The organism is Streptomyces sp. NPDC059718 (assembly GCF_042733315.1).
Lineage (GTDB): Bacteria > Actinomycetota > Actinomycetes > Streptomycetales > Streptomycetaceae > Actinacidiphila.
In genome coordinates this window covers 1-24,799 of sequence record NZ_JBHWGA010000003.1, presented here as the reverse complement: position 1 = coordinate 24,799, position 24,799 = coordinate 1, and the positions used below count along the sequence as shown (strand labels likewise).

At 74.0% G+C, this 24,799-nt stretch carries 17 protein-coding genes and 1 pseudogene; 9 read left to right on the top strand and 9 right to left on the bottom strand.

What is annotated here, in order from left to right; translation table 11 throughout:
- Positions 1-191: 191 nt before the first annotated feature.
- Genes ACFV3E_RS04940 through ACFV3E_RS04930 form a run of 3 tightly spaced genes read right to left on the bottom strand, consistent with a single transcriptional unit; the run spans position 192 to position 3,390 of the window.
- Positions 192-1,043, bottom strand: coding sequence for a sugar phosphate isomerase/epimerase family protein (locus ACFV3E_RS04940; protein ID WP_500533414.1), 852 nt, complete (start codon positions 1,041-1,043; stop codon positions 192-194).
- A gap of 2 nt (positions 1,044-1,045) precedes the next feature.
- A complete protein-coding gene (locus tag ACFV3E_RS04935; protein WP_500533413.1) occupies positions 1,046-2,230 on the bottom strand; it encodes a dihydrodipicolinate synthase family protein in 1,185 nt (394 codons plus the stop codon).
- Positions 2,231-2,232: 2 nt separating this feature from the next.
- On the bottom strand, positions 2,233-3,390 hold the full coding sequence (locus ACFV3E_RS04930) for a Gfo/Idh/MocA family protein (protein WP_500533412.1): 1,158 nt from the start codon (positions 3,388-3,390) through the stop codon (positions 2,233-2,235).
- Between the two features lie 609 nt (positions 3,391-3,999).
- Here ACFV3E_RS04930 and ACFV3E_RS04925 point away from each other — a divergent pair.
- The 3 genes and pseudogenes from ACFV3E_RS04925 to ACFV3E_RS04915 all read left to right on the top strand — a co-directional run.
- On the top strand, positions 4,000-5,106 hold the full coding sequence (locus ACFV3E_RS04925) for a LacI family DNA-binding transcriptional regulator (protein ID WP_500533411.1): 1,107 nt from the start codon (positions 4,000-4,002) through the stop codon (positions 5,104-5,106).
- Between the two features lie 105 nt (positions 5,107-5,211).
- Positions 5,212-6,123: a bifunctional helix-turn-helix transcriptional regulator/GNAT family N-acetyltransferase gene (locus ACFV3E_RS04920; protein WP_500533410.1), complete on the top strand. Its 912-nt coding sequence runs from the start codon at positions 5,212-5,214 to the stop codon at positions 6,121-6,123.
- 10 nt (positions 6,124-6,133) lie between these two features.
- A pseudogene (locus tag ACFV3E_RS04915) lies at positions 6,134-6,787 on the top strand (sugar phosphate isomerase/epimerase family protein); the annotation flags it as partial.
- A 10-nt stretch (positions 6,788-6,797) separates the two neighbouring features.
- Here the strand turns inward: ACFV3E_RS04915 and ACFV3E_RS04910 are convergent.
- On the bottom strand, positions 6,798-7,799 hold the full coding sequence (locus ACFV3E_RS04910) for an EamA family transporter (protein ID WP_500533409.1): 1,002 nt from the start codon (positions 7,797-7,799) through the stop codon (positions 6,798-6,800).
- Between the two features lie 111 nt (positions 7,800-7,910).
- On the opposite strand from ACFV3E_RS04910, the gene ACFV3E_RS04905 reads away from it, so the two are divergent.
- The 4 genes from ACFV3E_RS04905 (at position 7,911) to ACFV3E_RS04890 (ending at position 12,468) form a co-directional block, all read left to right on the top strand.
- Entirely contained in the window at positions 7,911-8,816 is a 906-nt protein-coding gene (locus ACFV3E_RS04905; RefSeq protein WP_500533408.1) for a LysR family transcriptional regulator, read from the top strand.
- 61 nt (positions 8,817-8,877) lie between these two features.
- Positions 8,878-9,876, top strand: a complete 999-nt coding sequence (locus ACFV3E_RS04900; RefSeq protein WP_500533407.1) for a hypothetical protein — start codon at positions 8,878-8,880, stop codon at positions 9,874-9,876.
- 79 nt (positions 9,877-9,955) lie between these two features.
- On the top strand, positions 9,956-11,749 hold the full coding sequence (locus ACFV3E_RS04895; protein WP_500533406.1) for a glycoside hydrolase family 3 protein: 1,794 nt from the start codon (positions 9,956-9,958) through the stop codon (positions 11,747-11,749).
- 98 nt (positions 11,750-11,847) lie between these two features.
- The gene (locus tag ACFV3E_RS04890; protein ID WP_500533405.1) at positions 11,848-12,468 is read left to right on the top strand and encodes a hypothetical protein; all 621 of its coding nucleotides are present in this window, start codon (positions 11,848-11,850) and stop codon (positions 12,466-12,468) included.
- Positions 12,469-12,475: 7 nt separating this feature from the next.
- Here ACFV3E_RS04890 and ACFV3E_RS04885 read toward each other — a convergent pair whose 3' ends face one another.
- The 5 genes from ACFV3E_RS04885 to ACFV3E_RS04865 all read right to left on the bottom strand — a co-directional run bounded on the left by ACFV3E_RS04885 (position 12,476) and on the right by ACFV3E_RS04865 (position 22,127).
- Positions 12,476-13,885, bottom strand: a complete 1,410-nt coding sequence (locus tag ACFV3E_RS04885; protein ID WP_500533404.1) for a S28 family serine protease — start codon at positions 13,883-13,885, stop codon at positions 12,476-12,478.
- A gap of 134 nt (positions 13,886-14,019) precedes the next feature.
- Positions 14,020-17,796, bottom strand: coding sequence for an ABC transporter ATP-binding protein (locus tag ACFV3E_RS04880; protein WP_500533691.1), 3,777 nt, complete (start codon positions 17,794-17,796; stop codon positions 14,020-14,022).
- A gap of 239 nt (positions 17,797-18,035) precedes the next feature.
- Positions 18,036-19,643, bottom strand: coding sequence for a thiamine pyrophosphate-binding protein (locus ACFV3E_RS04875; protein ID WP_500533402.1), 1,608 nt, complete (start codon positions 19,641-19,643; stop codon positions 18,036-18,038).
- On the bottom strand, positions 19,640-20,602 hold the full coding sequence (speB, locus tag ACFV3E_RS04870) for an agmatinase (protein WP_499511985.1): 963 nt from the start codon (positions 20,600-20,602) through the stop codon (positions 19,640-19,642). Before speB ends, ACFV3E_RS04875 begins: the two co-directional genes overlap by 4 nt.
- 52 nt (positions 20,603-20,654) lie before the next feature.
- Positions 20,655-22,127, bottom strand: coding sequence for a sodium:solute symporter family protein (locus ACFV3E_RS04865; RefSeq protein WP_500533400.1), 1,473 nt, complete (start codon positions 22,125-22,127; stop codon positions 20,655-20,657).
- Between the two features lie 128 nt (positions 22,128-22,255).
- Between ACFV3E_RS04865 and ACFV3E_RS04860 the strand changes: the two genes are divergently transcribed.
- Both ACFV3E_RS04860 and ACFV3E_RS04855 read left to right on the top strand, forming a co-directional pair.
- Positions 22,256-23,752, top strand: a complete 1,497-nt coding sequence (locus tag ACFV3E_RS04860) for a PucR family transcriptional regulator (protein ID WP_500533399.1) — start codon at positions 22,256-22,258, stop codon at positions 23,750-23,752.
- A gap of 103 nt (positions 23,753-23,855) precedes the next feature.
- Positions 23,856-24,665, top strand: coding sequence for a phosphatase (locus ACFV3E_RS04855; protein ID WP_500533398.1), 810 nt, complete (start codon positions 23,856-23,858; stop codon positions 24,663-24,665).
- Positions 24,666-24,799 lie beyond the last annotated feature (134 nt).

The following is a 24,799-nucleotide window of genomic DNA, read 5'->3' as shown; positions in this document are numbered from 1 at the left end:
AAAGGGGTCCGGCTGAGCCGGACCCCTTTGGCGTTCCCCTCCCTCTGCGCGAGACCCCGAGCCCCCTCCGAGTGCCGCGCTCTCCCCCACTCAAGACCCTTGTGAGGCCCCCCTCCGGGTCTTGACGCTACGTAGACACACCGGCCCCAGGGATGGTTGCACGGCTTCCGGAAGAAATTTTCAGAGATTTCTCAGAGCACGTGCCGGCGGTACCTGCCGGCCGTCTCGGCCAGCACCTCGGCCCCGTCGCGCGCCCACAGCACGGGGTTGAAGATCTCCACCTCGACGGCTCCCGCGTAGCCGGCCGCGTCCACCCGCTCGCGGAATCCGCGCAGGTCGACACAGCCGTCGCCGAGCTGGCCGCGGCCCAGGAGCACGCCCTCGGGGAGCGGGGTGACCCAGTCGGCGAGCTGGAACGAGGCGATCCGTCCGCCGGCGCCGGCCCGGGCGATGCCCTCGGCCGCCCGGTCGTCCCACCACAGGTGGTAGGTGTCCACGACGACGCCGACCTGCTCCGCGGGGAAGCGCTCCGCGATGTCCAGGGCCTGGGCGAGGGTCGACACGACACAGCGGTCGGAGGCGTACATCGGGTGCAGCGGCTCGATCGCCAGGCGCACTCCGCGTTCCCGAGCGTACGGGGCGAGTTCGGCGACCGCGTCGGCGACGCGTTCACGGGCGCCGGCGATGTCGCGGTCCCCGGCAGGGAGCCCGCCGGAGACCAGGACGAGGGTGCCGGTGCCCAGGGCCGCCGCCTCGTCCAGGGCCGCCCGGTTGTCGGCCAGCGCTGCGGCGCGCTCGTCCGGGTCGGAGGCGGTGAAGAAGCCCCCACGGCAGAGCGTGGTGACCGTGAGCCCGGCTTCGCGCACCAGCTTCGCGGTCTCCTCGACGCCGTACTCCCGGACCGGCCCGCGCCACAGTCCGACGCCGGGGACACCGAGCGTCACCAGCCCCTCGACCAGCTCGGGGAGGGGCAGTTGCCGCACGGTCTCCTGGTTGATGCTGAGCCGGGCGAGGTCGCCGGAGGCCCGATTGTCGGTACGCAATGTCACACTCCGTACACGGAGAGAAGCCGGCTCATGCGGGACGCGGCAAGCGCCGGGTCGGGGAACAGTCCGATCCGGTCGGCCAGTTCGTAGGCGCGGGCCAGATGGGGGAGGGAGCGTGCCGAATGGAGACCACCGACCATCGTGAAGTGCGACTGGTGGCCGGCCAGCCAGGCGAGGAGGACGACACCCGTCTTGTAGTGGCGGGTCGGGGCGCCGAAGAGGTGGCGGGACAGCTCGACGGTGGGGTCGAGCAGCGCCCGGAAGCCCGTGGTGCCACCGGGGTCGCCGTCGTCCAGCAGGCGCACGGCCCGGGCGGCCAGCGGCGCGAGCGGATCGAAGACGCCGAGCAGGGCGTGGCTGAAGCCCCGGTCGTCGCCGGCGATCAGCTCGGGATAGTGGAAGTCGTCGCCGGTGTAGCAGCGCACGCCGTCGGGGAGGCGGCGGCGCAGTTCGACCTCGCGCCCGGCGTCGAGCAGGGAGATCTTGACGCCGTCGACCTTGCCGGGGTGGGCGGCGATCACCTCGAGGAAGGTGTTCGTGGCCGCGTCCAGGTCCGTGCTGCCCCAGTAACCCTCCAGTGCGGGGTCGAACATCGGGCCCAGCCAGTGCAGCACGACGGGCCCGGCGGCCTGGCGCAGGAGGTGGCCGTAGACCTCCAGGTAGTCGTCGCGGCCCTTGGCGACGGCGGCCAGCACGCGGGAGGCCATGAGGACGGCCTGCGAGCCCGCCTCCTCGACGACGGCGAACTGCTCCTCGTACGCGGCCCGGATCTCCGTGAGGCCGTGGGGGTGGCCGAACTCGGTCGGCGCCAGCTGGTCGGTGCCCACGCCGCAGGCGATACGGCCGCCCTCGGCACGGGCCTCGGCCGAGGAGCGCCGGATCAGTTCGGCGGCCCCGGCCCAGTCCAGGCCCATGCCGCGCTGTGCGGTGTCCATGGCCTCGGCGACACCGAGGCCGTGCGACCACAGGTGGCGGCGGAAGGCCAGCGTGGCCTCCCAGTCCAGCGCGGCGGGCCGGTCGGCCGCGGTGCGGAAGGGGTCGGCGACGACGTGGGCCGCCGCATAGACGACGCGGCTGCGCGGCTCGTCCGCCGTCGCGGGGGCCCCTGCGTGGGCCGCGGGCTCGGTGCGCGGCCGGTAGGCGTACAGCTCGCCCGCCTCGGTGGGGAGGTGAAGGAGCGTCACGGTCACAGGGTCAGCTCCGGTACGTCGAGACGGCGGCCCTCGGCGGAGGACCTCAGGCCCAGTTCCGCGAGCTGGACACCGCGGGCACCGGCCAGCAGGTCCCAGGTGTACGGCTCGTCGAGGTGGACGTGGCGCAGGAAGAACTCCCACTGGGCCTTGAAGCCGTTGGCGAACTCGCCGTTGTCCGGGACCTCCTGCCACTGGTCGCGGAAGACCTCGGTGGCGGGCAGGTCGGGGTTCCAGACCGGCTTGGGGGTGGCGGAGCGGTGCTGGGCACGGCAATTGCGCAGCCCCGCGACGGCCGAGCCCTCGGTGCCGTCGACCTGGAACTCCACCAGCTCGTCACGGTTGACGCGCACGGCCCAGGAGGAGTTGACCTGGGCGACCACGCCGCCCTCGAGCTCGAAGATCCCGTAGGCGGCGTCGTCGGCCGTGGCGTCGTAGGGCTTGTGCTGCTCGTCCCAGCGCTGGGGCACGTGCGTGGTGGCGAGTGCCTGCACGGACAGCACGCGGCCGAACAGCTCGTGCAGGACGTACTCCCAGTGCGGGAACATGTCGACGACGATGCCGCCGCCGTCCTCGGCGCGGTAGTTCCAGGAGGGGCGCTGGGCGGACTGCCAGTCGCCCTCGAAGACCCAGTAGCCGAACTCGCCGCGGACGGAGAGGATCCGCCCGAAGAAGCCGCCGTCGACCAGCCGCCGGAGCTTGAGCAGGCCGGGAAGGAAGAGCTTGTCCTGGACGACGCCGTGGCGGACGCCGGCGGCGGTGGCCAGGCGGGCCAGCCGCAGCGCTCCGTCCAGACCGGTCGCGGTGGGCTTCTCGGTGTAGATGTGCTTGCCGGCGGCGATCGCCTTGGTGATCGCCTCCTCGCGGGCGCCGGTGACCTGGGCATCGAAGTAGATCTCGGTGGCGGGGTCGGCGAGCACGGCGTCCAGGTCGGTGGAGACCAGTGCGGGGTCCAGGCCGTGGCGGTCGGCGAGGGCGCGCAGCGCGTGCTCGCGGCGGCCGACGAGGACGGGCTCAGGCCACAGCACGGTGCCGTCGCCGAGGTCGAGCCCGCCCTGCTCGCGCAGGGCGAGGATCGAGCGGACGAGGTGCTGGCGGTAGCCCATACGGCCGGTCACGCCGTTCATGGCGATCCGCACGGTCCTGCGTGTCACGTGGGGTTCCTCTCTCCGGCGGGGCCCGAGCGGCAGCAAGCGCTTTCCAGATCGCCACGCTAACTGCCCCCGAACACCTTCGACAAGGGGAGGGATTTCGGGAAGAAAGCGCCTACCCGGCGCCTGACGTGGAGTCATCGTCCTGGACGCGGGGACGCCGCCGCGTCCGGGGAGCCCTCGCCCCGGCGACCCCACACGCCCCGGCCCGCGCGGCGGCCGGGTCCCGCGGCCGCGAGGCGGGCGAGCACCGGATGCCCCGGGGCGCCCCCGGCGAGCGTCCGCGGCAGGGCGCCGCACGGGCGCTCGGCGGCGGCCACCGCTCCCGAGCGTCAACACGCCTCCCAGGCCGGGGCCTTCGGCGCGACCGGATCGCGCGCGGCGGAGAAGCCGGGACCGGGGTCACGAGCGGGCCCGGCCCCCGGCCACGGCCGCGCCCCGCGGCTCCCGAATGACGACAGAAAGCGCTTTCCCATAGAGTGACCCCACGGCGGTGGAGCACCCCGCGCAATGTGCTGTGCGACTCCGCTCCCCCACCGGCCTCCGAGGTGAGAGCATGTGCGGCTACGGGCGGACGGCCCGAGGAGGACCGACCCGGAGGAAACAGACAAGATGGCAGTGACCCTGGCCGACGTGGCGGCGCGCGCCGGAGTGTCCGCCGCAACCGTGTCGCGCGTCCTGAACGGCAACTACCCGGTCGCGGGCAGTACGCGCGAGCGGGTCCTGCGGGCCGTCGACGACCTCGACTACGTCGTGAACGGGCACGCCCGCGCACTGGCCGCCGCCACCTCCGACCTGGTCGGGGTACTCGTCAACGACGTCGCCGACCCCTTCTTCGGGCTCATCGCCAGCGCCGTGCAGAGCGAGATCAGCGGCGGCACCGAGCATCCGCCCGGGCTGCCCTCGGGCGCCGGGAAACTCGCCGTGGTCTGCAACACGGGGGGCTCCCCCGAGGCCGAGCTCAACTACCTGACCCTGCTGGAGCGGCAGCGTGCCGCGGGTGTGGTGCTCACCGGGGGCGCCGTGGAAGGCACCGGGCACAGCGCCGCCGTCGCCGCCCGCCTCGCCCGGCTCGCCGCCTCCGGCACCCGGATCGTCCTGTGCGGCCGCCCGCCCCTGCCGGAACTGGCCGAACTGCCCGGCCCCGCCGCGGACGCCGTGATGACCGTCGCCTTCGACAACCGCGGCGGCGCGCAGCGCCTCACCGAGCACCTCCTGGCCCTCGGCCACCGCACCATCGGCTACGTCGCGGGCCCCGCGGAGCGCAGCACCACCCGGCACCGCCTGGAGGGCCACCGTGCCGCCCTGACCGAGGCCAGGCTCGCGGGCTCCCCCGCCGAGCTCGACCGCCTCACCGTGCACGGCTACTACGACCGCTCCTCCGGGTACGACGCCGCGCTGGAACTGCTGCGCCGCGAGCCCGGGCTGACCGCGGTCGTCGCCGCCAACGACACGGTGGCGCTCGGCGTCTGCGCGGCGCTGCGCGAGCGCGGGCTGCGCACCCCCGAGGACGTCTCGGTCGCCGGCTTCGACGACCTGCCCTTCAGCGTGGACGCCGCGCCCGCGCTCACGACGGTGCGCATACCGCTGCAGGAGGCGGGCGCCCGCGCCGGCCGCCTGGTCATGGGCCGCCAGGCACCGCCTCCCGGCGGGCTCGCGACCGTACGGACGGAGCTGATGGTGCGCGCCTCGACGGCGGCACCGCGAAGCGGCGCATAGCGGCACGCGGGCCTCCGGGACACCCGGCGCGCCGGCGCCTGTCCAGAACCGCCCCACAGGGATACCTTTGACGCAGTCAAAGAATTTCCGCGAGGGGAACCCGCCGTGGCCGTCCAGGAGATCCGGGCGTTCAACCGCTTCTACACCAACCTCATCGGCGCGCTCGACTACAGCCGCCATCTGCACACCCCGTACACCCTCACCGAGGCCCGCGTCCTGTACGAGCTCGCCCACGCCGCCGGCGGCGGGCTGGACGCCGCCGACCTGCGCACGGCCCTGTCCGTGGACGCCGGGCAGCTCAGCCGGATGCTGGCGGCCTTCGGGGAGCGGGGACTGGTGACCCGCGCGCCGTCACCACGGGACGCCCGGCGGCAGCGCGTGGAGCTGACCCCCGACGGCCGGGAGGCCGCCCGGCTCCTGGAGGACCGGTCGCGGGAGGCCGTCGCGACCATGGTCGGCGGGCTCGCCCCGCGGGACCGCGAACGTCTGACGGAGGCCATGCGCACCGTCCGCGACGTCCTCGGCGGCACCGCCGCGCCGGGCGCGCCTCCCGGGCCACGGGTCCGGCTGCGCGAGCCGCGGCCCGGCGACCTCGGCTGGGTGGTCCAGCGCAATGCCGAGGTCTACGCCGAGGAGTACGGCTGGAACGCCGAGTACGAGACCCTCGTCGCCCGGATCGTCGCGGACGGCCACGAGCGGGCGTGGATCGCCGAACTGGACGGCGAACGCGCCGGCTGCGTCTTCTGCGTTCGCACCGACGAGCCCGGCACGGCACGGCTGCGCCTGCTGCTGGTGGACCCGGCCGCCCGGGGCCACGGCATCGGCCGGCGGCTGGTCGACGCCTGCGTCGGGCACGCCCGCGCGACCGGTCACCGCGAGCTGGTGCTGTGGACGAACGACGTGCTGGTCTCCGCCCGGCGGATCTACGAGGCGGCCGGTTTCGAGCTCGTCGGGGAGAAGCCGCATCGCAGTTTCGGCCGCGATCTCGTCGGGCAGGACTGGCGGCTGGTGCTGTAACGTCCGAAAAGTGAAGCTCGCGTTCTCGACCCTCGGCGTGCCGGGGCTCCCCGTGCCGGACGTGGTCCGGCTCGCCGCGGAGCACGGTTACCACGGCGTGGAGCTGCGGGCGGGCCACGAGGAGCCGGTGCACAGCGGACTGACGGAGCGGCAGCGCGCCGATGTGGCCGGGGAGTTCAGGGGCTCCGGTGTCGCGGTCCTGGCGGTCGCCTCCTACGTGCAGGTGGCAGCGCCGGGCGAGGACGCTCCGGCGCTGCGCGGCCTGCGCGACCACGTACGCCTCGCCGCCGACCTCGGCGCCCCCTACGTACGGGTGTTCCCCGGCGCCGGTGACGACGACGGGGACGCCGCCGACACCCGGGCGGCCCGCCGGCTGGCGGCGGTGGCCCCGGAGGCGGCGGACGCGGGCGTGCGGGTGCTGGTGGAGACCCACGACTCGCACCGGACCGGCGCGGACGTCGCGCGGATCCTGGGCCTGGTGGGCCATCACCACGCGGGCGCGCTGTGGGACGTGATGCACCCCTGGCTGGGCGGCGAACAGCCCGAGCACACCTACCCGGTGCTCGCCCCCTACCTGGGCTACGTGCAGGTCAAGGACGTGTCCTCGGCGGAGGACACCACCCCGCTGCCGCTCGGCCACGGGGCGCTGCCGCTGGCCGGCACGGTGGAGGTGCTCAGCCGCGCGGGCTGGGACGGCTGGCTGTGCTGGGAGTACGAGAAGCTCTGGTACCCGCAGGTCCGGGCGCTGCCGGAGCTGCTGTCGCGGGGGCGTTCGCACCTGCTGCGGCTGCTCGGCGAGTCGGCCTGAGCCCGGCGCCCGCCCGGAGCGAGCCCAGCGAGGTCACGGCGACGCCGCCCACCAGCAGCACGGCGGCCGCCCAGCGCAGCGGGCCGACGCCCTCGTCCAGCAGCAGGGCCGCCGAGGTCATGCCGAAGACCGGGACGAGCAGGGAGAACGGGGCCACCGCGGAGGCGTCGTACGTCCGCAGCAGGAAACCCCAGGCGCCGAAGCCGAGGACGGTGGTGACCCAGGCGACGTAGACGATCGCGCCGGCGCCGCTCCAGTCGAGGCCGCGCAGCGCGGCGGCGTCCGCGGCGGGGCCCTCGAAGACCAGGGAGAGGGCGAGCAGCGGCAGCGGCGGGACGAGGCTGACCCAGACCATCCAGCTCAGCGCGTCCGGCGGGGCGGCGCGCCGGGTGAGGACGTTGGACAGCCCCCAGAGGGCGGCGGCCGCGACGACCAGCACAAACGCGCCGAGCGGCCCCGAGGTGCCCTCGTCGTACGCGGCGACGCCGATCCCCGCGAACGCGACGCCCATGCCCGCGATCCGCGCCCGGCCGGGCCGCTCGCCCAGCAGGGCGACCGCGAGGAGGGCGGTGAAGACCGCCTGGACCTGCAGCACCAACGAGGACAGCCCGGCGGGCATGCCCTGGTCCATGCCGATGAAGAGCAGGCCGAACTTGGCGACGCCGAGGACGAGTCCGACGGCCACGACCCAGCGCAGCGCGACGCCGGGCCGGCGGACGAAGAAGACCGCGGGCACGGCGGCGACCAGGAAGCGCAGGGCGCAGAAGAGCAGCGGCGGGAAGTCGCCCAGCCCGACCTCGATGACCACGAAGTTGACGCCCCAGACCGCGGCGACGAGGACCGCGAGGGCGAGGTGTACCGGTCGCATCGCTCCAGCATCGGGCACCGTACTCTTAAGCACTAGCGAGTATTGCTGCACTGTCGGCTTCAGCGTTGCTGAACGGTGTGCCTCTGGCGCACGGGATGACGAGGTGAACGGATGCTGGACCTGGCCCGGCTGCGGGCGCTGCACGCCGTGCATGTGCACGGATCGGTGGGGGCGGCGGCCACGGCCCTCGGCTACACCGCGTCCGCGGTGTCCCAGCAGATCGCGAAGCTGGAGCGGGAGACCCGTACGACGCTCCTGGAGCGGCAGGGCCGCGGCGTGGCGCTCACCGAGGCCGCCCAGTTGCTGGCGGAGACCGCACAGGAGCTGATGGCGATCGTGGAGCGGGCCGAGGTGGCGCTGGAGGAACGGCGCGGCCGCCCCACCGGGCGGCTGACCATGGCCGCCTTCCCGACCGCCGCGCGCGGTCTGCTCCCGGAGGTGCTGGCCGGGCTGACGGCCGCCCACCCGTCGCTGGAGCTGCGGCTGGTGGAGGAGGGCGCGCACCTGTCGGTCGACCTGGTCTCCCGCGGCGTCGTCGACCTGGCCGTGGTGCACGACTGGGACATCGCCCCGCTGCCCGCGCCCGAGGGCCTGGAGCGGGTGGTGATCGGCGAGGACCGCTGCGACGTGCTCGTCCCCGCCGGGCATCCGCTGGCGGCCCGCGCGGCGCTGGTCCGCGAGGACGTCGTCGACCAGCGGTGGATCTGCCAGCCGCCCGGACACGTGTGCCACGACTGGCTGGTGCGGACCCTGCGGGAGGCGGGTACCGAGCCGGACCTGGCGTTCCAGGTCGCCGAGTACCAGACGCAACTGGCGCTGGTGGCGGCCGGTCTGGGGATCGCGCTGGTGCCGCGGCTGGGGCGCGGGCCGGTGCCGGACGGCGTGGTCGTGGTGCCGCTGGAGCCGGCGCCCGTGCGGCGGCTGTACGCCTTGTGGCGGACGGGGGCGTCGCGACGTCCGGCCATCACGGAGACGGTTCGGGCGTTGCGCGTCCACTACCCCCTGGTTGTTGCCTGACCATGGGCGGATGTCACCCACCCGCAGGGAACCGCTTCCGTACCGATCCCGTCCAACCGGCATGCTGCTGGGAAATCTCCGCAAAGCGGTGTCGGTCACGCTGCTGGCCGCGTCACTGACGACCCTCTCCGCCGCATGCGGCCGGCAGCAGCCCGCCACCGGTGCACCCCCCTCCGACAACGCCGGTGGCGGCCCCGCCCCCTCCGCGATCACCACCGCGCCCGCCGGCCCGGGCACGGCGACCTCCGCCTCCGCCTCCGCGGACCCGGCACCGCCCACCGCGGCGTCCCCGCCGGTGAACGGGGCGGTCTCCACCCGGCGCGTGTACTTCACCGAGACCACGCGCGGGGTGCCCGCGGTGCACACGGTCCTCGACGACGAGCGCGACCTGGGCCGTTTCCCCGGCTACTTCATGAAGTCGGCGCCGCAGATCGCCGACGCCATCGCCCAGCGCGCCGCACGGACCGACTTCTCGCGCTCGGTCCTGGTCGCCTGGAGCCGCACCACCGGCTGCAACAGCACGAAGGACGCGATCCTCTTCCGCAGCGGCGACCGGCTGGTGCTCGGCCTCGCACAGACCCCGATGGGCCAGTGCCTGGTCGCCAACCAGGTGGTCGTCGTGTTCGAGGTGCCGCGCGACCGGATGCCGAAGCGGCCGCGCTTCGCGCAGGAGACGGACCCGCGGGCCGATCCGCCCGCCCCGGGGAACACGCTGGCGTTCGGCGGTCTCGAGGACACCCGGGCGCCCGGCGGCCGCCGCAGCTCCGAGGTCACCTCGTCCCGGCAGCTCGAGGCCTTCCTCGCCGGTCTGCCCCGCAAGGGGGCCGCCGCGCTGCGCGAGCAACTGGCACGGCATCCGCAGCGCGGCGACGAGCGGCGCTTCGGCTTCGTGCTGACGGGCTGCCGGCCCACCGGAGCCGTCCTGACCATCGGCCGGCGGGAACTGTCGGCGTCCCCCACCGGGGACGAGACCATCCGCTGCATCCAGACCCAGCACTACGCGGCGGTGCTCGCGGTGCCGTCCCGGCTCGTCCCGGCGCGTGCCCAACTCATTGACTGACAATAACTTTCCGGCTAAGCGTGTCTGCTTGAAGGTTTCTTTCAGCACGCCCCCCACCTCCTGCCGGAAGGAGTCCGTCATGCACAGCAGTCCCCATCCGTCCCGCCGTACGGTGCTCGGTGCCGCCGCGGCCGCCTCCACCGCCCTCGCCCTCGGCGTCCCGGGCACCGCGAACGCGGCCGCGACGGACCGCAGACGCGTCCGTGCGCTCATCGACCGCATGAGCATCGAGGAGAAGATCGGCCAGCTCTTCGTCATGCGCGTGTACGGCCATTCGGCCACCGCCCCCGATCCGGCCGACGTCGCCGCGAACCAGGCCGAGATCGGGGTCTCCAACGCGGCCGAGCTGATCGCCAAGTACCACGTCGGCGGCATCATCTACTTCGCGTGGGCCCACAACACCCGCGATCCGCACCAGATCGCCGACCTGTCCAACGGCATACAGCGGGCCTCCAGGATCCCCCTGCTGATCTCCACCGACCAGGAGCACGGCGCCGTCGCCCGGGTCGGCTCCCCCGCCACGCTCTTCCCCGGCGGGATGGCGCTCGGTGCGGGCGGCAGCACCGCGGACGCCCGGTCGGCCGCGGCCGTCGCCGGGGCCGAACTGGCGGCGATGGGCATCACCCAGGACTACGCGCCGGTCGCCGACGTCAACGTCAACCCCGCCAACCCCGTCATCGGGGTGCGCTCCTTCGGCGCCGACCCGAAGGCCGTCGCCGCGCTCGTCGCCGCCCAGGTGGAGGGTTACCAGCGGGCCGGGATCGTCGCCACCGCCAAGCACTTCCCCGGTCACGGTGACACCGGCACCGACAGCCACTTCGAACTGCCGATCATCACGCATTCGCTCGAGGAGTGGCGGCGTCTGGACGCCCCGCCCTTCCGCGCGGCGATCGCCGCCGGCATCGACTCGATCATGACCGCGCACATCCTGGTGCCCGCCCTCGACGACTCCGGTGACCCCGCCACCCTCTCCCGCCCGATCCTCACCGGCATCCTGCGCGAGGAACTCGGTTACGACGGCGTGGTCGTCACCGACTCCCTCGGCATGGAGGGCGTGCGCCAGAAGTACGGCGACGACCGGGTCCCGGTGCTCGCCCTGAAGGCCGGCGCCGACCAGCTGCTCAACCCGCCGGTCCTGGAGACCGCCTGGCAGGGCGTCCTGGCCGCCGTGAAGTCCGGCGAGCTCACCGAGGAACGCCTCGACGAGTCCCTCACCCGGGTCCTCATGCTCAAGGCGCGGCGCGGGCTGCTCGACGACCCGTACGTCACCCACCGCGGCGTGGACCGGGTGGTCGGCACCCGCGGCCACCTGGCGGAGGCCGACCGGATCACCGGACGCACCGTCACCCTGCTGGCGAACCAGGGGGCGCTGCCGCTGCCCGCGCACCGCCGGCTGCTGGTCGTCGGCGCCGACCCTGCCGCGCCCTCGGGCACCGGCGGGCCGCCCACCGCGGTGCTCGGCGCGGCCCTGGCCGGCCTCGGGCACACCGCGCAGGTCCTGTCGACCGGGACCGCGCCGGGCCAGGCCGCGATCGACCAGGCGGTGGCCGCCGCGCGGGACAAGGACGCCGTGGTGGTGGCCACGTACAACGTCACCGGTGCGTCGACGGGTCAGATCGCGCTGGTGGCCGCGCTCGTCGCGACCGGCGTGCCGGTGGTGCAGATCGCGATCCGCAACCCCTACGACGCCGCACGGCTGGACGGGGTGGCCGCCGCGCTGGCCACCTACGGCTGGACGGACGTGTCGATGCGGGCGGCCGCACGGGTGCTGGCGGGCAAGGTACGGCCACGCGGGAAGCTGCCGGTGGCCGTTCCGGCGGCGGACGACCCGGCGCGGACGCTCTATCCCGTCGGCTGGGGCCTGCGGTACTGAACCCGCCACGCGCGGGGCGGCCCCTCCCGGGAACGGGCCACGCCACCTATCCTGCCGAAAACGGGCAACTCGCCCGGGGGGACGGGTGGGGGGCCGCCATGCGCGTGTTGTCCGGGCAACTCCTGGGTGCGGCATGGCTGGTCGCCGTGCTGCTCGCCGCCTGTTCGCCGGGGGCGGGCGGCACGGGCAGCAGCGCCGCCGGCCCGGACGCCTCACCCGCCACGCACGACGCGGTCTTCCTGGACCAGGGGGAGTGCGCGGCCGGCGACCCGGTGGGCTCCTACCGGGAGGTGGCGTGCTCGGACCCGGGCGCCCGGGCCCGGGTCGTCGGCCGGCTGTACGGGCTGCTGCCCGCCTCGCCTTCGCCCGCTCCCTCGCCCACCCCGCGGATCGGCGACCGCTGCCCGCCGACCACGGACTTCCTGCTCACCGTCACCGCCGCCCGTCCCCAGGGGTACGTCTGCATGCGCAACCTGAAGGCCCCGCACCCGGGGGATCCCGGCGGGGGCGGCGAGCCCCGGACGATCGCGGGCGACTGCGTCTACAGCTCCCGGAGAGGACAGGTGAAGGAGACGCCCTGCGACGGTTCGGGGTCGCACCCCCCGCAGTTCCGGGTCGTGGAGCTGGCCCGCGACCGCCGGTCCTGCCCCCGGGGGACGGCGCTGTACGTCGGGGTGGGCGGCGGGCCGGCGGGCGTGGGATGCGCCAGCCGGCTCTGACACCCGATCAGAAGGGCAGCCGGCCGGCGGCCTCGGTGCTCCGGTCGAGCTTGGCGTCGTAGGCCGCCAGCGGCTTGGCCGCCTCAGGGTCGGCACGTACGGCCGCGGGGGCGACCCCGGCCCACTCCAGCACCTCAGCGGTGGCCTTCGCCTTGTCGGCCGCGCCCAGCGCGCCGATGACCGCCCCGTGGTTGGCGCCGGGCGCCCACATCACGTACGAGTCGTGCGCCCCTCGCGAAAGGCGGAACGGTTCGGCTCCCCACGGGTCGTTCCGGCCGTAGACGAAGAGCATGCGCTCGGCGTGGTGGCGCACCCAGGTGTCGACGTCGTGCATCGCGCGGGGCTGGAAGCGCATCGGGATGGAACGCGGCACGTAGGAACGCGGCTGGTAGATCCCGGGGTAGCGCAGCAGGCCCTTCAGGTGCGGGGTCGCGAAGGTCGGAGCGCCGAGCTGCGTGCCCGCCTGGTAGTAGTACGGCGTGTAGTACTCCAGGCCCTGGTCGGTGTAGAAGTCGAAGCCGGAGACGGAGTCGACGAAGGAGTAGAGGGCGTCCGTGGTGGCGGTCGCCGCGGGCACGTCCGCGCATTCCGACTGCTGGTGGTACTGCCAGAAGGCCCACACCAGGTCCAGCACCACGTTCTCGTACGCCTTGTCCGCGCTGCCGACGGTGGTGAAGGTCAGCCCGTTGTCGGCGGCGTACTGCTGGTAGCGGGCGACGATCTCGCCGCGGCGGACGAGTGCCTCGCGCTGCACGGCGTTCAGCCGCGCCCGGCAGTCGGCGGTGCCGACGGTGCGGAAGAAGCGGGTGTAGGCGGAGTCCTCGTCGTTGACCACGTCGTTGGGGGCGACGTAGGCGACGGTGCCGGCCATGTCGTGCGGGTAGAAGCGGCGGTAGTACGTGGCCGTCATGCCGCCCTTGCTGGCGCCGGTGGCGAGCCAGTTCTCGGCGTAGATCCGGCTCAGCGCCCGGTGGATGCGGTGCTGGTCGCTGGCGGCCTGCCAGATGTCGAGCTTCGACCAGTCGGCGGGGGCGGGACGGGACGGGGTGAAGAAGCGGTACTCCATGGAGACCTGGTTGCCGTCCACGATCTGCGTCGGCTCGCGGCGGGAGGGGGTCGTGGAGAGGCCGTAGCCGGAGGTGTAGAAGACGGTGGGCCGGTCGGTCCCCTTGTGCAGCACGGTGATCCGCTGCTGGAACGTCCCCTTGGACGGGTGCCGGTGGTCCACCGGCTGCGTGTAGTTGAGGACGAAGAAGCGGTATCCGGTGACCGGCTTCTCCTCGATCAGGCTCATCCCGGGTATCGCCAGGATGCGGTCCTTGATGTCCGGCTCGTCAGCGGTCGCGGTGGCGACTCCACCGCCGGCGGTGCCTATGAGCAGCACCAGCGCCAGCAGCCATCTGAGCGCGTTGCGCATGCCCCCTCCTTCGGGGTTCGACGGGCGTCGCCCGTGAACCTATGAGGAGGAAGTGGCCCACCGCCAGGGGGCGTTGGGCAAAGAGCGGCGGCCCGGACCACCGGGGTCCGGGCCGCGGGAGCACCAAGGGGGGCCTAGGCGACGGCCTCGCTGCTCTCGTCCTCGCCGACGAAGGTGCGCCACAGCTCGGCGTAGCGGCCGTCGGCGGCGAGGAGCTGCTCGTGCGTGCCGTCCTCGACGACCCGGCCGTGGTCGAGGAGGACGACCCGGTCGGCGCGGGCGGCGGTGGTCAGCCGGTGGGCGACGACCAGGGTGGTGCGGCGTACGGCGAGCCGGTCGGCGGCCCGGTTGACCAGGGCTTCGGTGGCCAGGTCCAGGGCGGCCGTCGCCTCGTCGAGCAGCAGGACGTCGGGGTCGACCAGCTCGGCGCGGGCCAGGGCGATCAACTGCCGCTGTCCGGCGGAGAGGTTGCGGCCCCGCTCGGAGACCGAGTGAAGGTAGCCGCCGTCCAGCGTGGCGATCATGTCGTGGGCGCCGACGGCGCGGGCCGCGGCCTCGACCTCGGCGTCGGTGGCGTCCATCCGCCCGTAGGCGATGGCGTCGCGGACCGTCCCCTCGAAGAGGTGGGCCTCCTGCGGGACGACGCCGAGCCGCTGCCGGTAGCCGGTCAGGTCGAGCTCGCGGATGTCCTGGCCGTCGACGAGGACCGCGCCCGAGGTCGGGTCGTAGAACCGGGCCACCATCTTGACCAGGGTCGACTTGCCCGCGCCCGTCTCGCCGACGAAGGCCACCGTCTGGCCCGCGGGGATCCGCAGGTCGATCCCGGACAGCGCCTCGGCGCCCTCCTCGGTGTAGCGGAAGTGCACGTCGCGGAAGGCGATCTCGCCGCGCAGCCAGCCGACGCCGCGCGGGGACCCGGCGGGCGGGGTGGCGGTCGGCGTGCGGAGCAGTTCGCGGATGCGGCCCAGGGACACCGACGCCTGCTGGTAGCCGTCGAAGACCTGGGAGAGCTGCTGCACGGGCGAGAAGAACAGGTCGATGTAGAGCAGGTAGGCCACCAGGGCGCCTGCGGTGAGCGTGCCCGCGCCGACCCGGTGGGCGCCGACGATCAGCACCAGGGCGGCGGCGACGCTGGACAGCAGCTGCACGAAGGGGAAGTACACCGAGATCAGCCACTGCCCGCGCACACGCGCCTGCCGGTAGGCGTCGCTGCGGTCGGCGAAGCGCTCGGCGCCGCCGCGCTCGCCCCGGAAGGCCTGTACGACGCGGAGTCCGGCGACGTGCTCCTGCAGGTCCGCGTTGACGACGCTGACCCGCTCCCGGGCCAGCTCGTAGGCCTTCACGGACTTGCGGCGGAAGACCCAGGTGGCGACGAAGAGCACCGGCAGGGTGGCGAAGACGATCAGCGCCAGCTGGACGTCGATCACCAGCAGCGCGACCAGGATGCCGAGGAAGGTGAGCACGCTGACCAGCGCGGTGACCAGTCCGGTCTGCAGGAACGTCGACAGCGCGTCGACGTCGGTCGTCATCCGGGTCATGATGCGGCCGCTCAGCTCGCGCTCGTAGTAGTCGAGCCCGAGCCGGTGCAGGTGGGAGAAGATCTTCACCCGGAGCGTGTAGAGCACGCGCTCGCCGGTACGGCCGGTCAGGCGCGTGGAGCCCCACTGCGCGCCCCACTGCGCGGCGACCACGGCCAGTCCCAGCAGCGAGGCGGCCCAGACGGCCCCGAGCGCGGCCTGCCGCACACCGGAGTCGATGCCGTGCCGGATCAGGACCGGCAGCAGCAGCCCGGCCAGCGCGTCGACGGCGACGAACAGCAGGCTGAGCAGCAGGGGGCCGCGGAAGCCGCGCAGCAGACTGCGCAGGCCGAAGTCCTTCTCGACGGAGGCCGCCCGGTCCTCGTCGACGTCCGGGGTGTCCAGGGCCGGGGGCAGCGCCGCCACCTGCGCGAGCAGCTCGGGGGTGGCGGGCATCCCGGCCATGGCCGAGGCCATGCCGCCCGGGCCGCCGCGCGCGGCGGCCGGGGAGGGCGCCGACTGGGTCCGCCCGGTGTCCTCGTCGCGGTGCCGGCGGTCCTGCGGCCACAGGGCCGCCGTCACCCCGCCCTCCGCGGGCGCCTCGGCGGCGGGACGTGCCGCCGGGGCCGCGATCGCGCCCTCGCCGGGCCACTCGGTCAGCGGCACGACCTCGCCCGCGGGGTCGTGGGTGACGACGTCCGAGCCGAGCTCGTCGGGGTCGGTGAGCAGCCGCCGGTACAGCGGGCAGCGGGCCTCCAGCTCCTCGTGGGTGCCCACGTCGACCAGCCGGCCGGCCTCCAGCACGGCGATCCGGTCGGCGAGGGCGAGGGTGGAGCGCCGGTGGGCGATGAGCAGGGTCGTGCGGCCCGCCATCACCTCGCGCAGCGCGTCGTGGATCTCGGCCTCGACGCGGGCGTCCACGGCGGAGGTCGCGTCGTCGAGGACGAGCAGCCGCGGGTCGGTGAGGATGGCGCGGGCCAGGGCGACGCGCTGGCGCTGGCCGCCGGAGAGGGTCAGTCCCTGCTCGCCGACGACGGTGCCGTACCCCTCGGGCAGGGCGCTGATGAACTCGTCCGCCTGGGCGTGCCGGGTCGCGGTGAGGATCTGCTCGTCGGTGGCGTCGGGGTGGCCGTAGGCGATGTTGGCGCGGACGGTGTCGGAGAACAGGAAGCTGTCCTCCGGGACGAGCCCTATGGCGTCGCGCAGGGAGTCGAAGGTGAGGTCGCGCACGTCGCGGCCGCCGACGCGGACGGCGCCGCCGGTCACGTCGTAGAAGCGCGGCAGCAGCAGCGAGACGGTCGACTTGCCGCTGCCGGAGGCGCCGACGACGGCGACGGTCTCGCCGGGCTCGACGGTGAGCGAGAAGTCGTCCAGCACGGGACGGGTGCGGTCGTAGCCGAAGCTGACGTGGTCGAACTCCACGGTGGCCGGGGCCTCGTGGGGCAGCTGCCCGGCGCCCTCCTCCAGGCTGGGCCGGGTGTCGATGAGCTCGGTGACGCGCTCGACTCCGGCCCTGGCCTGCTGGCCGACGGTGAGCATCATCGTGAGCATGCGCACCGGGCCGGTCAGCTGGGCGAGGTAGGTCGAGAACGCGACGAAGGTGCCCAGGGTGATCTGGCCCTTCACGGCCATCCAGCCGCCGAGCGCCAGCATGCCGACCTGCCCGAGCGAGGGCACCGCCTGGAGCGCGGGGCCGTAGCGCGCGTTGAACCTGATGGTGCGCAGCCGTCCGGCGAAGAGCCGCTCGCTGACCGAGCGCAGCTTGGACATCTCCTGCTGCTCCTGGCCGAAGCCCTTCACGACGCGGACGCCGGTCACCGAGCCGTCCACGATCCCGGCGACGGCGGCGGCCTGGCCCTGGGCGTACCAGGTGGCGGGGAAGAGCCGCTTGCGGCTGCGGTCGGCCAGGAACCACAGGGCGGGCGCGACGGCGAGGGCGATCAGGGTCAGCATCGGCGAGAGCACGAACATCACGACGATCGACAGGACGAAGAGCAGGACGTTGCCGATCATCATGGGCGCCATGAAGAGCAGGCCCTGGATGAGCTGCAGGTCACTGGTGGCCCGGCCGACGACCTGGCCGGTGTTGAGCTCGTCCTGGCGCGCGCCGTCCAGCCGGGTGAGCGAGTGGAACATGTCGGTGCGCATGTCGTGCTGCACGTCGAGGGCGAGCCTGCCGCCGTAGAAGCGCCGCAGGAACGTCATCAGGTAGACCACGACCGCGGCGGCGATCAGCACGGCCGCCCAGGGGGCGAGCGGCTTGTCGTGCTTGACGATGACGTCGTCGATGATCAGCTTGGGGACGAGCGGCACGAGGGCCATCACGGCCATGCCGGCGAGCGAGGAACCGAGCGCGAGGCCCACGTTCCCCCGGTAACGCCAGCAGTACCCCATCAGCCGCCGCAGCCAGCCCTCGGCCCTCACGGCCTCGCCGGCCTTCGCTTCGTCGTCCTTCGCCGTCACCCGGTGTCCTCCCGTCCCGTCCTTTTCGCCGGAGGATCACAACGCCCTGGAGTGGGGATTTCATCCTCCTGCAACAAAACTACGACCAAGGTCCGACAGCGCTCGGTCGGAGGTCTCGGGACAAAGCCCACCGAAACGTTTCTCCCTCCCGGCCGGGACCGGGCGCCGGTTCACCCCAGGTGCGTCGGCGCGAACATCCGCAGCAGCGCGGGGAGCACGACCACGGAGGGGCCGGGTGCCGCGAGGGCGTCCGCGAGGTCGTCCCGGAGCCGCTCGGGGCTCGTACGGACCGCCGGGACGCCGAAGGCCCCGGCGAGTGCGACGAAGTCCGGCCGGGCCAGCTCGGTGCCGGTGGCCTCGCCGAAGGCGTCCGTCATGTACTCGCGCAGGATGCCGTAGCCGCCGTCGTCGACGATCAGCCAGGTGACGGGCAGGCCGTACTGCCGGGCCGTGGCGAGCTCGGCGATGGAGTACATCGCGCCGCCGTCGCCCGAGACGGCCAGCACGGGCCGGGTGCGGTCCGCGGCGGCCGCGCCCAGCGCGGCGGGGAAGCCGTAGCCGAGGCCGCCGGCGCCCTGGGCGGAGTGCATCGGTCCGGGCCAGGCGGACCAGGCCCAGTAGGCGAGGATCGTCATGTCCCAGAAGCTGGGGGCGTCCTCGGGGAGGGCGTCCCGCACGGCGGCGAGGACGCGCCGCTCCAGACCGAGGTCCTGGCCGTCGAGGCGCTCCCGGACCCGCTCCAGCAGGGCCGCCACCGCCTCGGGCGCGCCCGCGTCGCGGCGCTCGTCCACGGCCGCGGCGAGCGCGCCGAGGGCGAGCCGGGCGTCGGCGTGGATGCCGAGCGCCGGGTGGTTGGACTCCAGCTTGCCGAGGTCGGCCTCGACCTGGATCACCCGGCCGCGCGGGCGGAAGGTGTGGTAGTTCGAGGAGAGCTCGCCCAGCCCGGAGCCGACGACCAGCAGGACGTCGGCCTCCTCCAGGAAGTCGGTGGTGTGCCGGTCCTCCAGCCAGCTCCGCAGCGACAGCGGGTGTTCCCACGGGAAGGCCCCCTTGCCGCCGAAGGTGCAGGCGACCGGGGCGTCGAGCCGCTCGGCGAGGGCGCGCAGTTCGGCCTCGGCCCCCGAACGCGCGACGCCGCCGCCGGCCAGCACGACCGGCCGCTCGGCGCGGGACAGCAGCACCGCCGCCTCGGCGATCAGCTCGGCGCGAGGGCGCAGCGGCCGGGGCCCGGCCGCCAGCTCCCCGACCGGCGGCACCGTGACGGGGGCGAGCAGCACGTCCTGCGGGATCTCCACCCAGACCGGCCCGTACGGCGCGGTCAGCGCCGACTCCCAGGCGGCGGCGAGGGCCGAGGGGATCTGGGACGCGGTGCGGACGGTGTGCACCGACTTGACGATGTCGCGGAAGGACGCCTTCTGGTCCGCGAGTTCGTGCAGGTAGCCGTGGCGGCCACCGCCGAGCCCGGCGACCGGCACCTGGCTGCCGATGGCGACGACCGGCGCCGAGGCGGCGGCCGACTCCTGCAGCGCGGCGAGCGTCATCAGCGCGCCGGGGCCGGTGGAGACCAGCAGCGGCGCGGCGCCGCCCGTGACGCGGGCGTACGCGTCCGCGGCGAAACCCGCGTTGTTCTCCACGCGCAGGCCCACGTACTCCAGCTTCGAGCGCCGCAGCGCGTCGAAGGCGCCCAGCGCGTGCTGCCCGGGCAGGCCGAAGACCGTCGTCGCGCCGAGCGCCGTCAGGGATTCGACGACCAGGTCGCCTCCGTTGCGCCCGCTCATGCGCGGCCGGCCGCGATCTGCCGGGTCATGATCGTGGTCAGCTCGTACGCGGTGTGGGAGGCCGCGACGCTGGTGATCTCGGCGTGGTCGTAGGCGGGGGCGACCTCGACGACGTCGGCGGAGATCAAGTGGCAGGAGGCCAGGCCCCGCAGGATCTCCAGCAGCTCGCGGGAGGTGATGCCGCCGGCCTCGGGGGTGCCGGTGCCGGGGGCGTGGGCCGGGTCGAGGACGTCGATGTCGATGGAGATGTACAGCGGGCGGTCGCCGATGCGCTCGCGCAGCTGCTGGGCGACCTCGTCGGCGCCGCGCCGGTAGACGTCGGCGGAGGTGACGATGCCGAAGCCCATCTTCTCGTCGTCGGTGAGGTCCTGCTTGCCGTACAGCGGGCCGCGGGTGCCGACGTGGGAGAGCGCGGAGGTGTCGAGGACGCCTTCCTCCACGGCCCTCCGGAACGGGGTGCCGTGGGTGTACTCGGCCCCGAAGTAGGTGTCCCAGGTGTCGAGGTGGGCGTCGAAGTGGAGCAGGGCGACCGGGCCGTGCTTGCGGGCCATGGCGCGCAGCAGGGGCAGCGAGATGGTGTGGTCGCCGCCGAGGGTCATCAGGCGGGCGCCGGTGTCGAGCAGGTCATCGGCGGCGGCCTGGATGGTCTCGACGGCCTCGTTGATGTTGAACGGGTTGGCGGCGATGTCACCGGCGTCCGCGACCTGGGCGAGCGCGAAGGGCGAGGCGTCCTGCGCCGGGTTGTACGGGCGCAGCAGACGGGAGGCCTCGCGGATCGCGTTGCCGCCGAAGCGGGCGCCGGGACGGTAGGAGACGCCCGCGTCGAAGGGCACGCCGACCACGGCGACGTCGGTGGTGCCGACCTCGTCGAGGCGCGGGAGCCGCGCGAACGTGGCGGGACCGGCGTACCGCGGGGTGCGGGAGGAGTCGATGGGGCCGCGCGGTTCGGTGCTGCTCATGGGTAACTGCCTTCTTTCGTACGCTTCGTTGCGCTCTGCTCGCTTTGTGACCTTATCCGACCGGGACGGTCCCCTCGGCGGCCGGGACGGGGGTCCGTCCGGCCAGCCGCTCCCGCCAGGCCGCCAGCACGGCGGCGTCGGTCGGCTTGGTGGTCAGGCTCACCGCGACGTAGACGACGAGGGAGGCCAGCAGGCCGTAGTAGACCGGCTCGTTGGCCAGGATGCCCTTCCAGACCATCAGGCCCACGACGGCCAGGCCGCCGACGGCCACCGAGGCGAGGGCGCCCGGCGCGGTGCCGCGCCGCCACAGCAGACCGCCGAGGATCGGCACCAGCAGCCCGCCGACGAGCAGGTTGTACGCCACGGTCAGCGCCTCGACGACGTTGTTCAGCGCGATGGCGGTGACGATGACGACCACGCCCATGATCAGGATGAAGACGCGGTTGCCCGAGACCTCGTCGTGCGCGCCCTCTTCGTCGTCCCGCCCGCGGCCGACCACGCCGCGCAGCCGCGACCAGATGTCGTTGTTGGCCACGGTGGCGCAGGCGATCAGCGCGCCGGAGGAGGTGGACATCACCGCGGAGAGCGCGGCGGCCAGCACCAGGCCGCGCACGCCCACCGGCAGCGCGTCCTTGACGATGGTGGCGAAGGCGTCGTCGGCCGCGGCCAGGTTCGGGTACAGCACCTTGGCGGCGGTGCCGATGACGGCGCCGGCGATCGCGTAGACCAGGCAGTAGACACCGGCGACGGTGCCGCCGAGCTTGGCGATCCTGTCGCTGCGGGCGGTGAACACCCGCTGCCAGATGTCCTGGCCGATGAGCATGCCGAAGGTGTAGATCAGCACGTAGGTGAAGATCGTCTGCCCGCCGATGCCCAGCGGCGCGAAGTACTCGCTCGGCAGCTGCGCCTTCATCTCCGCGAAGCCGCCCGCCTTGATCACCGCGATCGGCAGCAGCAGGACCAGCACGCCGAGGGTCTTGACCACGAACTGCACCATGTCGGTGAGCGTGATCGACCACATGCCGCCCAGCGTGGAGTACGCCACCACGACGGCGCCGCCCAGGATGATCGCCAGGGTGCGGTCCATCCCGAACAGGACGTCGAAGATCGTCGCGTAGGCGATCGTCGAGGTCACCGCGAGCATCAGCGTGTACGCCCACATGACGACGCCGGAGATGACCCCGGCCGAGCCGCCGTAGCGCAGGTCGAGCATCTCCGAGACGGTGTAGACCTTCAGGCGGGCGATGCGGGCCGAGAAGAAGACGCTCAGCGCCAGCAGGCCGAGGCCGATGGTGAAGACCATCCAGGCGCCGGACAGGCCGTACTGGTAGCCGAGGCCGACGCCGCCGATGGTGGAGGCGCCGCCGAGGACGATCGCGGCCATGGTGCCGGAGTACATCGACGGGCCCAGCCTGCGGCCGGCGACCAGGAACTCGCTCTTGGACCTGGCGCGGCGCATGCCCCACCAGCCCACGGCGAGCATGCCGGCCAGATAGCCGATGATCACGGCGTAGTCGACGGCCATGAGCCCTCCTCCATCGGTCGCGCGGGCGGTGCCGCGGGCTTTCCTTTGCGGTGACGATAGGTGGCCGGGAAGAAGCGCTGAAGTGTACGTTTCATCCATCACACCCGGTCCGTATGGAGGAAACGCACATGGCTCCCCCGCGTCAGGACCTGGCGCCGCCCACGCCGCCGATCCCGCTCGCCACCCTGCTCGCCCTGCCCGACCTCGGGCTGCGTCAGGTCGCGGGACCGTCCGCGGCCGACCGGGACGTCCGCGTCCAGTGGGTGCACACCAGTGAGATGGAGGACCCCTTCCCGTACCTGCTCGGCGGGGAGCTGCTGCTGACCGCGGGGGTGCACTTCGCGTCGGCGGCGGGCGCCGGCGCCTACCTGGACCGCTACGTGGCCCGCACGGTCGAGGCGGGGGCGGCGGCGCTCGGCTTCGGTCTCGCCCCGGTGCACGACGAGACCCCGGCGGCGCTGGTCGCCGCCTGCGACCGGCACGGCCTGCCGCTGGTGGAGGTGCCGCCGCGGACCCCCTTCACCGCGGTCGCGCGGGCCGTCTGGCAGGCCATGGGCGAGGCCCGGGTCCGTGAGCTGCGGCATGTCACCGAGGCACAGCAGGCCCTCGCCGCGGCCGCCGGGCGCCCGGACCCCGTGCCCTCGGTGCTGCGCAGGCTCGCCGGCCGCCTGGGCGCGTGGGCCGCGCTGATCGCCCCGGACGGTTCCGAGGTGTACGCGGCGGGCACCGCCCCGGACCCGCAGGCGCGTGCGGCGGCGGTACGGCTGGCCGGGGTGGTCCTGCCGGCTCCGGACGCGCACGCGCCCTCCTCGGCGACCGACACCCACGGCGGGACGCGCCTGTCGGCGTACGCGCTGGCCGGCGGCACCCCGAGCGAGCGGCCGGCGCTCGTCCTGGTCACGGGTCGCCCCGATCCGGGCGACCACGCGGTCGCCAACGTCGCCGCGGTCCTGCTCTCCCTGCTCACCGGCCCGCATCTGGGCAGCGCGGAGGCGGGCCGGTCGGCGGCTCTGGTACGGCTGCTGCTGGGCGCGGAGCCGCAGGAGGCGGCCCCGCTGCTGGGGCCGGAGTCCCGCTGGGCCGTCGTGCACGCCCGCAGGCGCGGCGGGCCGGCCGGACCGCTGGCGGCCGCCGCCCTCGGCACGGCGCTGGGCACCGCGCTGATCGAGCCGGGCGACACCGTCGTACGCCTCCTCCTGCCGGCCGGCCGCGAGGTGACCGCCCAGCCGGGGTGGACCCTCGGGGTGAGCGGCCCGGTCGCGGTGGCCGCCCTCGTCACCGGGGACGGCCAGGCCGCGGGCGCGCTGCGCCGGGCAGTCGCCACCCGTGCGCCGCTGGTGATCCATCGCGGAGCCGGCCCCGGCATGAGCGGACTGGTCACCCCGGACGACGCCCGGTCCAGGGCGCGGGAGCTGCTGGCGCCGGTGGCGGACTCGCCCGCCCTGGTGGAGACGCTGCGCACCTGGATCGGCCTGCACGGGAGCTGGGACCGTACGGCCGTCGCCCTGGAGGTGCACCGCAACACCGTGCGCCAGCGCATCGGGCGCGCGGCGGCCCTGCTGGAGGCGGACCTGGACGACCCGGACGTACGCATGGAGCTGTGGTTCGCGCTGCGCTGGCTGTGAACCCGTGCGCCCCGCCGCGGCGGGCTTTCTGACGTCCCGGCAGGAGGTAACGGACCGGCGTCGATCGGCGGCCCTCCGCACGCACGTCCGACAGCAGGCGACAATGGGGGTCATGCTGCCCCATGTCACCGTGCCGTCCCGCAAGGCCCTCGCCGACCATCTCGTACGCACGCGCATCGCGGGCGACGTCGCCACTCCCCGCGAGAACAACCGCTCGCACTACCGCAGACTCGCCGAGGGCGACCGCCACTACTGGTTCGGCCTGGAGTTCGGCGACCGGTGGACGGACGAGGAGGCGGTGCTGGCGGTCATGGCCGAGCGCTGCGGGGTCGTGGCCGACCCCGGGTACCTCTACGGGCAGGACACCATCGACCCCGAGCTGACGATCAGCGCCCTGGACCGCGCCGCCCGGATGCTCTGCAAGGCCGTGGAGGGCGGGCAGCGGGTGCTGTTCGCCACCGGCCACCCCGGCGGTCTGCTGGACGTCCACCGCACCCTGGCCGCGGCCGTGCGGGCCGCCGGCGCCGAGGTCATCGCGATCCCCGGCGGGCTGTCCACCGACGAGGGCGGCGTCTTCCAGTTCTGCGACGTGGCCATGCTGGAGCGCGGCGCCACGCTGTGGCACACCCACTCCCCCGGCCCGATGGCGGCGGTCCTCGACGCGCTGGCCGCACAGGGCCGGCCGCTGCCCGACCTGGTCGTCGCCGACCACGGCTGGGCGGGGTGCGCCGGACAGCGCGGCATCGACGCGATCGGCTTCGCGGACTGCAACGACCCGGCCCTCTTCCTCGCCGAGGCGGAGGGCACGGTCTCGGTGACCGTCCCGCTGGACGACCACGTCACCGACCCGCGCCACTACGACGCGATGACCGCCTACCTGCTGGACGCGGCGGGCCTGACCGGCTCCGCATGACAGGGGGCCACGCCCCCGAGGGGGCCTTGCCCGGAACTGACCACGCGGCCCCCGGCCCCCTCCGAGCCGACGCGCCCGGGCCCCGGTGAGAAACACGCGGGGGAGTCCCCCCCCCCGGGGTAGGCGGAATAGTA